This is a genomic window from Pedobacter yulinensis (assembly GCF_003029735.1).
In the GTDB taxonomy this organism is placed as follows: domain Bacteria; phylum Bacteroidota; class Bacteroidia; order Sphingobacteriales; family Sphingobacteriaceae; genus Pedobacter; species Pedobacter yulinensis.
The window spans coordinates 1268302-1281121 of sequence record NZ_KZ686269.1; the positions used below are offsets into that span (position 1 = coordinate 1268302).

Consider the following 12820-nt stretch of genomic DNA (forward strand, 5'->3'; position numbering starts at 1 on the left):
GATGAACCTGTCTTACATACCTATTTTGGTCTTGCTGACGGCATTCTGCCGCAGTGACATACCTGTTGACGGTCCGGGCGGGCCGCACCGGGCCACTTTGATCAGTAAAGTTACCACCGTGCAGCAGGACGGTGTCAGCACCCGCGACACGAGCCAGTTTATTTACGTGCGCAACCAGCGGGGCGACAGCCTGAATGTTTACCTCGTGGCAAAAGGCGCTTTATCTGAAGCCACCGGCTACACCCTGCAAACAGGCGGGAATACGGCCGTATTGCGCGCACGGGCGCTTAATACAAACAGCGAATTGGCAGACAGCTTAACAATGGATTTCAACGACAAGGATTACAGCATCCGGATCAACCGTCGCGACTTGTACCTGCTTTACCCGGAATATTATAAACAAGTCAGGCAGCAAATCTATACAGATCAATCCGTAATGGGCGTTTTCGGCCTGCTCGAGGATAATATTGGCGATTATCCGGTCGACCTGGTGCACCCGCTTCTCCTCACAACACGGGCACGGCTCGATAAGCGCCTGCGAAGCGCCAGCATCGTAACGCCGCGCAGCCAGTCTGACGACATCAAAGACACCTGGAACTGTGTGTATGACTATGGAAAAGATGGAAAATTATTGTCGGTTAAAGCAGCATCGGGCGATGATGTGCGGTTTCGCAAGCAACTCAGTTATCCTGCCGGCGGCGCCATCGCGATGAAGGTATACCGGAACATCGAGGACCGGCAGATCACCGAAAGAAAAATGACCCTGCAGCCTGCCAGCGCAGAAAGGGTCAAGTGGCAGGACCATATTGTAGAGACCGGCAAGAACCGGGAAACGGAGCTCTCGGCAATACTTTATAAAAACCCGGCACAGCCGGTTGCGTCCATGAACCTGGCGCAGGCAGAACTATTGAAATTAACCGTACGCACCAAGAATGGAAGCAGAGAATAAGCCTGTATTGCTCGATGGCGGCAATGTGCTGAGGCTGAAATGGCCACCAGGACAGTCGCTGCGTTACGGTGTACGCCTGACCTTCGAAGAGGAAACTGCAACCAATGAAGTGAAATACGAGGTGCAGGTAACCCGGCTTGAACCAGGAGAAGACCATCTGGCACGTTTCGAAGTGCGACGGATTGGTGAAGTGTTTGTAAATGAAACCTTGCCCGACCTGGTGGCTGATCAGCTGGCTTATGAAGCGGGTAAAGTTTTTTATCCGCTCACGATCGCCGTTAGCCGCAACGGCGCGTTCGAGGCGGTCTGCAACCACCAGGAGATTGTGTCGCGCTGGCCGGCAATTCGTGAGCGCATTCAGGAAGCTTACGAAGGCGAACTGACGGGTAGTTACCTGGAACGAATGGAGAAACTTCTGGCCGATCAGGCGAGCGTCCAGACTGCTTTGCTGCGCAATGATTGGTTCCTGCAAAGCTTCTTCAGTCCGATCTATAAAAAATATGACATGAACAATACGGGGGAACAATTATTTAGCTTTCCGCTGACGCGCGGTTTTGATGTGCTCGGTTACCAGACCGCTGAGCAGTTGGAAAAGCTGCCCAACAGCTTTGGCGCCATCGAACTCTTGCACGAAGGTCAGCTGCTGGCGCTCGAACCGGACTTGCTGCATGTGCAGCCTCCTGAAGGCAGCTACCAGGCACGGTATGTACTCCACCCCCGCCACCGCCACATTATTTCGCTGGCGGCAGACCACAGTTACCTGCAGGGCAGAATCACCATCGCCAAAGTTCGCATCAACCTGCTTCCGGAGCCGGGCAGTGCCTTTGATGAAGATTTCGGATCAGACCTGGCGGCAGATTCGACAGGTTCGAACCTGCTGGTAATTGACGGCCCGCGCAGAAAAAGTTTTTGGGAGCGGCTTTTCAACTAAAAGACATGGCAGAAAAACACATTGTAGTTCAGGGCGCGCAGTGCATGTGCAAGTTCGGCTCGGCGCCAGACAAGTTAAAAGTGCTTACGCACGCAAAGGAATATGCAAATGATCAGGAAGGCAGCACAAAACCTATTGCCACAACCAAAGATATTGGCGCCACCTTCGAAAAAAACATGTTCGGATCCTGTTCAAAAATGAACAACCGGCCCTGCAATGCTGTGGTGACCGAATGGTCGGCATATTATGAAGACACAATCTTGTCAAATGGTGGCAAGGTCTTGCTCGAAGACAGCAAGGCAACCTGCCCTGTTGGCGGCAAAGACTGCATCGAGATTATTCAGCATGGGCAAAAAGCTGAACCCTCTGCACAAAACTTTGCAAATGCAGACAAAAACGTTCAGGCGCAGCTCAACCCGCTGTCAGAAACAATTGAAGATACGCCCGAATGCTTCGGGGAAACCGAGGTTCAAGTGAAAGCTTAAGATATGGCAAAAGGAATAAAAAAGATTGCGTGGACCGGCGAAGGAAAAGTTTACAATGCTGCCAAAGGACCGGTTCCGAACCAGTTGCTGGTTGTTGCGCCCGATCAGTTCGTGTGGTTCAAGATCTCTGAGTGGCATGAAGGAACCAGTCAGCCGGAAAAGGCAAAAAATGTTAAATGGGCAATATTCAATGGCAAAGGGTATATTGAGCACCAGCGCACCATTCCGGGAACCTTCAAATACGCTTACAAGGTACCAAGACGCCTTTGCGGTCCTTATACCTGGTATATCGAGGCATCCTGGAGCGGAAATTTCGATGGCAAATCGGGTTTAAGGTTTCGGGGACATGCCCCGGCGCGACTGGTCGACAGCCGGTGGACCCGCGTAGAAGGCGGACCCGATGTACGCAAAGACTATCATTTCTCATATGGGGAGCTTCTTTGGCTGCGCCTTTTTACAGAGGGACTGAATGGTTACAAAAATGTCGAAGTACGGGTTTACAGAAGACTGCGTGCTGCCATGGGTCTTTTGCCTAAAGACGACGAGGTGACCAGGAAAATTTATTATGTCAACGTCATTAATGGCGAGATCAACCTCCGCATTCCGAATACCTATTCCTGGTATCAGTCTATTGGCGACCCGGCGGCTGTGGAGGAGTTCTACGTCAGGGTGATTCACCCGGCTACCGGGAAGTATATTGAAGACGACAGGGGCGACAGCGCGCACGCCCGGTTTCTGCGGATTAAAAAGAAGGTCATGTCGCAAGTGGTGGAGCGCCCGCAAAACCGTACGCCGGTAACCATCTATCAGCCCGACAAAAGCGCCGTCAGGTACGAGTTGTGCAAGTTCGAACAGATCAAGGTGATCGAAGACGGCAAGCCGATCCTCATCTTTGATAATGGCCGGGGTGCGAAAAAACTACAGCCGCGGCGCGAGAAGACGCTCGAATCTATCGTTTTTAACTACGACAGCACCGAACTGTCTGCTGCCAGCCTCAAGAAACTCAACAATATACTGCAGTTTCTGCTGGAACACCGCCACAGTTCGATCCAGCTGGAGGGGTTTGCCTGCGTGATCGGCAAGCAGAACCACAACAACGTCCTGTCTATGAACCGTGCAAAGACGGTAAAGGAATTTTTCATCCGTGGCAAACTCGACCCGGCACGGATCTCGACCATTGGCCGGGGGGAAGCGAACCCCACCGATGATAAAATGGGAAGAGATAATATCAAGTACAAAAATGAACTTAGCTATGTCAACAACAGGCGGGTAGACATCAGTTTCGAATACTACGCGCACAATGCAGAAACGATTATCTACCAGACAATCGTTGGCTCCACACCCAAGACTATTACCGTGCAGCCGGTAAATTTTGATACAAAGGCCTGTTACGAGCGGACCAAACATACCCGGATGCTGACCTTATATAACCTGAACGAGAAAAAAGCACAGAACGAGGGCAGCATTGGCGTTCCGGCAGTGTCAGGCATCAGCAAGGCAAACCCAATGCCCATACAGTACATTTGGCCGAGCAACAAGATCACCGCCAGCGGCATTTACAGTTCTGCCAATGAGTACCTGGTGCATATCCATTCGTGCCGGTACTTTGCAGTCGAAAATAATCCGACTGTCTCGATCCAGGCCTACCCCGACATTGAATGGACGCTGGAATTCTCGTTCAATTTTACAAATCCTGCGGCCTACACCCATGGCAACTTGCCTGAGTATAGCCGGAACGACCCTAAACCAGACGCTGTCCAGGATCTTATCCGTGACCGCAGAAAGGCGCAGTCGAAAGCGGTTTCTGCGGGGATGGAATCGAAAAGGGTTAAAAACAGCCCCGAGATGATGACAAAATTCGGCCTCAAACTGCAGGCTGAATGGGACGCAAAAGGCTCAAAAGCGGAAGTAGGCGTTGAATTTGCGAAAAAGCTGAGGCGGGTGCTAAACGTATTTGTCAAGTACAAGGAGATTGCCGACAAGGTCAAAAATTCGGTTGGCGGCGCGGTTAAAAAAAGCCCGCTCAGCCCTCCCTTTATGTTCGAGGTGCAGGCGCCCTCTCTCAACGCGGCCATCACCTGGAACCTGGCCAAAGGCGAAGGAAAACATGTTGGTAAAATCGCAACGGTCGGAAAGCTGAATTTCAAGGGTGATCCCCTCATTGGTGCCCAGTTTGTAATCGACCTGCTTGCAGTCGGCAGCAGGCTTCATCCGCTGGTCGCAGCCATGATTACCGGTGCAGAACTGGCGCTCAGCGCCCTGCATGGCGGAATCACTTTCGAAGCTAAATTTTACGGCAAACTCGACTTCGACTTCAAAGCACTGGAGATCAACAGCCTGACAGGCGTAAAAGCCGGCTCGCTGGACCTGGGCGCACAAATGGGCGTCGAAATTACCCTGCGCATCAGCTTCGAGGTAAAATACAAGTCCTGGTTTATGGAGGTTGAGGTTCAGCTGCGTGCACAGGGTGCCGCCAAAGCCTACTTCGCCGCCAAAATGACGCTAGACTCTGATGAGAAAGGCGTATTTTACAAACCAGAACTCGGTTTCTCAGGCCTCATTTTTACCTTCGAGGCAGAAATTGTGGTGGGCGGGTTTAAGCGCATGCTGAAATTCAGCAATGACAAGGAGCCGTTTTTGAAAGCCGATGTGCCAAACCTGACGAAACAGTACATTCTGCCATGAGCGGCATAAAGATCGCTGTCCTGATTGCCCTGACTCTGCTAGCCGCAGCCTGCCGGCAAAGCTCAGCCAGCCCGGAAAACGGGGGCAGCGATCAAACTTTATTTTGGAAACAAGGCGCGCTGTCTGTGCGCAAACTAAATGAAACGATGGAATACCCGGTAAAAAAAGAGCCCCATATTGCTGAGAAGCGCATTCACAGGATTTATATAGACAACATGGCCTGCCAGTTCGAGGTTTTTGTAGACGATGTCCTGCTGCTGCGTACCATGGGAGAAATTACCAGGAACGGCGGCGGCATGAATGGGGACCATGACATCAACCAGCTTTTGCTCAGTCCCGGCAAACATGAGGTCAAAGTCAGGATGTACCCTAAGTTCGGACAACCGGTCTTCGGCGACGAAGGTTACGTTAACCTTAAATTCTCACATTTTACGCGGGAAACCTTCAGAAAGCCGGTTTACGATCCGGCGATGAACAGCCACAATGGCATCCAGATTAACCAGGCAGATAAGCAATGGATCGAGAAATGGGACCATGAAAACCAGGTGGGCTATGAAGGCGATTACGTGGCCAAGCAACCAGACCGGTTCAAAGGCCTCCAGGCCTACGAGTGGCGCCGCACCTTCGACGCAGAGCTGCCCTTTGCCCATACCGGCTGGCGCGAATCGGTTAACCTGCAAAAGGAGCAGGATGATGAAGACAAAAATATTCGCAGGGAAGTGCTTGAAATATCTCGGGAAATTCATGCCCACCTCTCCGCACGGGATGCCGCTGCTTACCTTAAGCTGGTCACAGAACGGGAAGAGCTGATTACTCAAACGCTGTTCTACAGGGACAATGAAAAAAAACTCCGGGAACAGGAATTTGTGAAGCTGATCCGCGATGAGGCTTACGAACTGCAACCGTTGCTGCCCGAGACCTGTCGCCTGGACTACCAGGGTTATGGCAAACTCGTCGCGCTTGTCAACAATACGGACGGAGAAGGCGCGATCCGGTTTAAAAACAGGAATGACCCAAATGACGTTATTTACATGGATTTCCGGTTCCAGCGTAAGCACAAAGGATCGAAATTATCGGTGATCTGAAATACCTTTTAACCCAATTAGTTTTCAAATTGAATTTAGAGCATACATCTCACTCCTATGATCAGCATTAAAAAAATTATCCCGCATAAAACGCTCTTGCTTGCAGGCATTCTTTTGTTTACGCTGGCTTGCCAGGTAAAAAAAAGTGACCTGCTGACGCTCCGGTTTGACAGCCCGCTCGACGCTTTACCTGGTGTGGATGTTAAGGCAAAACACGTACGCGACCTTGGTTTCGGACTTTTGGGCTACGCGATTGAAAAGCCGGCTCAATACACGCTTGCAGGCATTGCACTGCCCGCAGGGGGCTCAGAATCAAGCGCTCAGGGCAGTCAGCCTGCGCTGATGGCCTATGCCGGCGGCCAAGACCAGGCGGCTTACCTGGGCTTTAAATACATCTCATCAGACAAACAGAAAAGCCAGGAGATCATTACCCAGCTAAAAAAAGCGTATCCACGCTTTCGTGAACACGAATCGGGCGGGCCACAGGCTGCTTATTCATGGGACTTGCCGACAGGCGCATGGCTCTTCGTTTTCCCCGGACAGATCTTTGATCCCAACGGCAAGGCCGACCAGCCCGTTAGTTTTGTGGTCGTGAAAAAGAATACCCGCATGGCGAACCGCAACGACCCGGGCATGAGTACGATCAGGCAATATTTTGAGACGAAGTTTCCGGAAAAACAGCGCTAGGTACGAAAAAAAAATAAAGGCCGATACACATCATGTGCATCGGCCTTTTATCTTAAAGCTGCAACCGGGCATAACCCGGCGACGGGCGGATTAGTGAACCGGTTCGATTTTAAAACCAGCCGATTTCACTGCCGATTCAATTTCTGCTGCACTCGCGTCAGAACCTTCTACCTGAAGTATCTTTTCAGGATTGTCTGTATCTACACGCCACTTGCCTTCTCCGGCAACCTTGTTCAGCGCAGGCGTTACGCCGGCCACACAGCCGCCGCAATTGATATTTGTTTTGAAGGTCAGTGACCCCTTGTTTGTTGTTGTTTCCATATGATCTGTATTTTGTTCAATTAACAATTTTACTTTTTCATGGCCGGCTACTTCCTCTACATTGGCCGGATTGGCCTGCCCATGAGCGCTCTTCATTTTTAACCTCAGGCTGTTGGCAACCACGCTTACGCTGCTCAAGGCCATGGCTGCGCCTGCAACCATCGGGCTCAGGAGGAAACCGTTCAGCGGGTAAAGAATCCCCGCGGCAAGCGGGATACCGATCAGGTTGTAAATAAAAGCCCAGAACAGGTTCTGCCTGATGGTCTTGATGGTTTCCCTGGACAGCTGTATGGCTTCAGGCACCTTGCCCAGGTCTGAAGAAATGATGGTCATTTTGGCTATATCGATAGCTACATCACTCCCTTTACCCATAGCAATGCTAACATCTGCCTGCGCCAGTGCCGGGCTGTCATTAATACCATCGCCGACCATAGCTACTTTCTTGCCCGCTTGCTGAAGCCGGGAAATGAAGTCTGCCTTTTCATTCGGCAGCACACCGGCAACAACCTCAGCATTGGCCAGACCGACCTGCGCTGCAATGGCCCGGGCTGTTGGCTCCTGGTCGCCGGTAAGCATATAGACCTGCATGCCCAATTCTTTCATCGTGGCAATGGCAGCCGCCGACCCGGCTTTAACCTGGTCTGAGATTGCAAAAATGGCCAGTACATGCGCTGCGTCTGCAAACCAGACCACCGTTTTTTCCTGCGCCTGCCATTTTTTGGCCTGCTGCAGCAAGTCTGGACGCAAGTTGATTTGCCGGCGCGATAGCATGTCCTTACTGCCGGCAAAGTAGGTTTTGTCTGTTACCAGACCCGAAACACCTTCGCCGGTATGGCTTTGAAAACCGGATACCGGTACTGATGTGATTCCCTGCAGGTGGCTGACCACCGCCCCCGCCAACGGATGTTCTGATGCCTGTTCAAGCCCCTTCAACACGCCTTTTATGTCTGCTGAAGGATCAAGCCACCATTCGTTTGTAACCCGGGGTTTCCCTTCGGTGATGGTACCCGTTTTGTCCAGAACAATGGTATCAATCTGCCTGGCAAGTTCAAGGCTTTCTGCGTTCCGGATTAAAATTCCCTGCTCCGCACCCTTGCCCACCCCTACCATGACAGCAGTAGGTGTTGCCAGGCCAAGTGCACACGGACAGGCAATAACCAGGACCGTAACAAAAGCCAGCAATCCGCGGGTGAGGCCATCTTCACCTCCCCATACGTACCATGTGAGAAATGAAATGACCGCTGTTTCCAGGACAACCGGCACAAAAACGGCCGCAATGCGGTCTACCAGTTTTTGAACAGGTGCTTTGCTGCCCTGGGCATCCTGGACCGTCCGGATAATCTGGGCGAGCAGACTTTCTCCCGCAGCCTTGCTTGCCCGCAGGCGAAAACTGCCTTTTTGATTCAGGGTACCAGCGTATGCGGTATCGCCGGTCTGTTTCAATACCGGCACAGGCTCGCCAGATAGCATACTTTCGTCTACGTATGAAGCGCCTGATTCCAGCACCCCGTCAACGGCGATCTTTTCCCCTGGCCGAACCAGAACGGTATCGCCGGGTTTCACGTTTGCAATTTCAACCTGTGTTTCTTCGCCAGAGGGAGCGATCAGGTTAACAAACTTCGGTTGCATACCGATAAGCTTTTTTATGGCCGACGAGGTGTTGCCTTTTGCCCGTTCTTCGAGCAGCTTGCCAAGCAATATAAAGGCTATGACAACGCCGGCAGCCTCGAAATATACATGCCCGTGCAGTCCGTGTGCATGCCATACCTCCGGAAACAGGGTGTTAAAGACACTGAATCCGTATGCCACGCCTGTACTTAGGGCCACAAGCGTATCCATGTTCGCAGAGCCATGCCGGGCCTGCTTCCAGGCATTGACGAAAAAATCTTTTCCCACCCAAAGTACAATGGGGCTTGCAAGCGCCCACATGATGTAGTTGGCATAAGGCATGTCCATAAAAAACATACCAATAGCTGCCAGGGGCACAGAAAGCGCAATGGCCAGCCAGGCTTTGCGCCTGAGCAACACCAGGCTTTGGTGCCTGACAGCTTCGAGTGACGATGTGCCATCCGCTTCGTCAGCAAACAGGTCGTACCCTATAGCCTGCAGTGTTTGCCTGAAGGCGGCCGGGCCGGTCTCATCAGCCAGGTATTCAATCTGCACGGTGGCTGCCGCATAATTCACAGTTGCATTGACCACACCGGGCTGCCTGGACAATAATGTCTGAACACTAACGGCGCACGAAGCGCAGGTCATACCCAGGACCGGAAAACTGCTTTTCAGAGCAGTCACGCCATAACCCAGGTCGCGCACCGTACGGACTACATCCTTCAGTGCCAGGCTAGTGTCCATCTGTACAATCGCGCGCTGGTTATTCAGCTCGACCCGGCTGTCCTGAACACCCGTTAGGCCAGCCAGCCCTTTTTCTACAATATTTGCGCAATGCCCGCTTTCCACTCCCTCCAGGGGCAGGATAACGGTCTGTTTAGGTTGCGTTTTCATATCTTATTTGTTATACAACAAATTTCGGTAAAGCCGGAGCCGCGCTTGTTATGGTTTTGTGCAGAAATTTTGTGATTTTATACATCGTTCAGCGATTTACGCTTTTGGCCTTTGATCTTCTTAAAATGGCTTGGCGTAAGACCGGTCACTTTCTTAAACTGGCTGCTGAGGTAAGCGACACTTGAATAATTCAGCCGGTAGGCAATCTCGCTGAGTGAGAGTTCATCATAAACGAGCAGTTCTTTTACCTTCTCGATCTTGTGGGCAATGTAAAACTTTTCGATCGTGATGCCCTCAACGGTCGAGAAAAGCGAACTGAGCACATGGTAATCTTTGCCAACGCGGGAAGACAGGTAGTCGGAAAGATTTTGCTGCAGTTCCCCATGCTGCTTTTGAACAAGATCAATGATCAGCGTTTTAACCTGCTCAATGAGGCGGCTTGTTTTGTCGCCGATTAGTTCAAATCCGAGTGCGGTAAGTCGCCGTTCCAGTTCTTCCTTTTCGGTGGCTGTCAGGTCGGTCGCAGTCTCTGCCTCGCCGAGCTGCATGTGCAGCACAGGATGGCCCAGCTCACTGAATACAGCCTGAACCGCGAGCTTACACCGGTCGCAAACCATATTTTTGATGTAAAGCTTCATATTGAATCAGCTACGGTTATGTGCAGACCAAAGTTAAGCCGGGCCCGCCGCGCTGCCTTACAGAATTTGAAGTTTTATTTGTACAATTTTATCCTGATTGTGTCCGAACAATTTGACCGCAAGTTCGTTTTTGCTTAACTTATTATCCCCATCCCATGAACTCAATCGTTGTAAAGAATGCGAATGGCAATAATTTAAAGAATGTCTCAGTCGCCATTCCGAAAAACAAAATTACCGTTTTTACCGGGGTCTCCGGTTCCGGCAAATCATCGCTGGTTTTTGAAACGATCGGTGCAGAAGCGCAGCGCGAACTGAATGACACGTATGACAGTTACATTCGCAACCGGCTGCCGCAGATGCCCCGGCCTGAAGTGGAAAGCATCAGCAACCTGAATGTGGCCATCATCATCAACCAGAAAAAGATCGGCGGAAACGCCCGGTCAACGCTCGGCACGGCTACAGATATTTACGCCTTGCTGCGCCTGCTGTTTTCGCGGTTCGGAAAACCTTTTATCGGTTACTCATCCCGGTTCTCGTTCAATAACCCCCAGGGCATGTGCCCCCGTTGCGAAGGCCTGGGAAAAATATCAGATATAGATACAGCAAAACTGTTTGACCGGGAAAAATCGCTTAACGAAGGGGCGATCCTCTTTCCCACGTTCACCCCCGGGTCCTATCGCTGGTTGCGTTATGTGCGTTCAGGATATTTTGATAACGATAAAAAACTGGAGGAATACAGCGATTCTGAGTGGGACATGCTGCTGCATGCAGCGCCGCACAAACCGCAGCATCCGGCAAACGACTGGGGCAAAACCGTGCTTTACGAGGGTGTACTGCCGCGTATCCGCCGTGGTTTTCTGAAAAAGGAGTCAAAAGAACTTGCCCGGTATTCTTCTGACATTAACCGGGTTGTCGTGCGACAAGTCTGCCCGGCCTGTAATGGGGCCCGGCTAAATGAAGATGTGCTGACCTGCCGCATTAAAGGGAAAAACATTGCAGACTGTTCTGCCATGCAGATCGATCAGCTTCGTGACTTTATTGCCGGCATCAGTGACCGCAACATGCAGGGGGTTGTACGCTTGCTGATTTCCAAACTCGGCCACCTGCAGGACGTCGGTCTCTCCTACCTCAGTCTTGACCGGGAAACATCAACCCTTTCCGGTGGCGAATCGCAGCGCATCAAGATGGTCAAACACCTGGGCAGCAGCCTGACCAACCTGGTTTACATATTTGATGAGCCAAGTACCGGCCTGCACCCGGCCGATGTGGACAGGCTGAACAGACAAATGAAACAGCTGCGCGATAAGGGCAACACCATCCTGATTGTAGAACATGATCCCGATGTGATTGCCATCGCAGACCACATTATAGATATGGGGCCGGGCGCGGGCAGGCTTGGCGGCAAAATCGTCTTTGATGGTTCCCTAAACGGCCTCAGACGGTCTAAAGGGCAGACCGGACAATATTTCAGGCAGGAAAGAAAGCTTAATACCCAGCCTGTCGCGGCAACCGGGTATGTGGAGATCAGCCACGCAAACGACCACAACCTGAAAAACGTCAGTGTCCGCATTGCTACAGGCATTTTAACGGTAGTAACAGGCGTTGCTGGGTCTGGTAAAAGCAGCCTGATCAATCATGCCCTGTCCAGGCAGCTTCCAGCACTGCGCGTCATTGACCAGCAGCCGCTTCGCGGATCGCGAAGGTCGCACCTCGCCTCCTATTCGGGGATTTTCGACGAGATCAGGACACTGTTCGCTGCGGCCAACCAGGTATCCCCGGCCCTTTTCAGCAGAAATTCTGAAGGTGCCTGTCCCGAATGCAAGGGACTGGGTAAGCAGGTCCTCGACCTGGCCTTCATGGATGATGTGGTCGAAACCTGCGAAGTTTGCCAGGGAAGCGGCTACAAAGATGCGGTGCTGGGATATCAGTACAAGGGCAGGAACATTGCCGAAGTAATGGAAATGGACGTAAGCGAGGCACTTGCTTTTTTTAAAGAACAGCCAATGGCTGCTGTTTTGCGCAAACTGGAACATACCGGTTTAGGTTATATGAGCCTTGGACAGTCGCTCGACACTTTTTCAGGCGGCGAACGCCAGCGCCTCAAGCTGGCCATCGAAATGGACCAAGATTCCGGATTTTTCGTTTTTGACGAGCCCACCACCGGCCTCCACCCCGCTGATATTGATAAGCTGATGATCATATTCAGGGAACTTATTGACCGGGGCAATTCTGTGCTGCTGATTGAACACAATTTAGATGTGATACGCCAGGCTGACTGGATCATTGACATGGGTCCCGGCGCCGGCACCCTGGGCGGAGAGATTGTGTTCGAGGGCACACCGGAGGAACTCTGCAAGCACGAAGGATCGCTCACGGGCAGGCACTTGCGGCGATTTGTACAGGCGGCTTATTAGCAAAGGATCTGCTATGGAAACGGTTGTAGTCGATTTGCTTCAGCTTCTTGTCAGACTGGCAGTTTACTTTAGCCGGCATTTGTAAAGTCAGGAACATGCCAGGACCGGTGTCAGCAAATTGAA

The 12820-nt window shown here is 51.7% G+C and carries 9 protein-coding genes; 7 read left to right on the forward strand and 2 right to left on the reverse strand.

What is annotated here, in order from left to right; translation table 11 throughout:
* Positions 1-97: 97 nt before the first annotated feature.
* From C7T94_RS13000 to C7T94_RS13025, 6 genes are read left to right on the forward strand one after another with little or no spacing between them, the layout of a single operon-like run.
* Positions 98-949: a hypothetical protein gene (locus tag C7T94_RS13000; protein WP_162618675.1), complete on the forward strand. Its 852-nt coding sequence runs from the start codon at positions 98-100 to the stop codon at positions 947-949.
* Entirely contained in the window at positions 933-1880 is a 948-nt protein-coding gene (locus C7T94_RS13005) for a hypothetical protein (protein ID WP_107215731.1), read from the forward strand. Before C7T94_RS13000 ends, C7T94_RS13005 begins: the two co-directional genes overlap by 17 nt.
* Positions 1881-1885: 5 nt before the next feature.
* Positions 1886-2365 carry a DUF4280 domain-containing protein gene (locus C7T94_RS13010; protein ID WP_107215732.1) on the forward strand — a complete coding sequence of 160 codons (480 nt, stop codon included), beginning with the start codon at positions 1886-1888 and terminating at the stop codon, positions 2363-2365.
* A gap of 3 nt (positions 2366-2368) precedes the next feature.
* Positions 2369-5050, forward strand: a complete 2682-nt coding sequence (locus tag C7T94_RS13015; RefSeq protein ID WP_107215733.1) for an OmpA family protein — start codon at positions 2369-2371, stop codon at positions 5048-5050.
* Positions 5047-6135: a hypothetical protein gene (locus tag C7T94_RS13020; protein WP_107215734.1), complete on the forward strand. Its 1089-nt coding sequence runs from the start codon at positions 5047-5049 to the stop codon at positions 6133-6135. Before C7T94_RS13015 ends, C7T94_RS13020 begins: the two co-directional genes overlap by 4 nt.
* A gap of 57 nt (positions 6136-6192) precedes the next feature.
* Positions 6193-6822 (forward strand): hypothetical protein, encoded by a 630-nt coding sequence (locus tag C7T94_RS13025; RefSeq protein WP_107215735.1) that lies wholly within the window; start codon positions 6193-6195, stop codon positions 6820-6822.
* A 90-nt stretch (positions 6823-6912) separates the two neighbouring features.
* Here the strand turns inward: C7T94_RS13025 and C7T94_RS13030 are convergent, their stop codons facing one another.
* Together C7T94_RS13030 and C7T94_RS13035 are read right to left on the reverse strand one after the other, a co-directional pair.
* Positions 6913-9645, reverse strand: a complete 2733-nt coding sequence (locus tag C7T94_RS13030; protein WP_107215736.1) for a heavy metal translocating P-type ATPase — start codon at positions 9643-9645, stop codon at positions 6913-6915.
* Between the two features lie 77 nt (positions 9646-9722).
* Positions 9723-10283, reverse strand: coding sequence for a helix-turn-helix domain-containing protein (locus C7T94_RS13035; RefSeq protein WP_107215737.1), 561 nt, complete (start codon positions 10281-10283; stop codon positions 9723-9725).
* A 155-nt stretch (positions 10284-10438) separates the two neighbouring features.
* Here C7T94_RS13035 and C7T94_RS13040 point away from each other — a divergent pair, with 155 nt between their 5' ends.
* Positions 10439-12697 (forward strand): ATP-binding cassette domain-containing protein, encoded by a 2259-nt coding sequence (locus C7T94_RS13040; protein WP_107215738.1) that lies wholly within the window; start codon positions 10439-10441, stop codon positions 12695-12697.
* Positions 12698-12820: the final 123 nt, after the last annotated feature.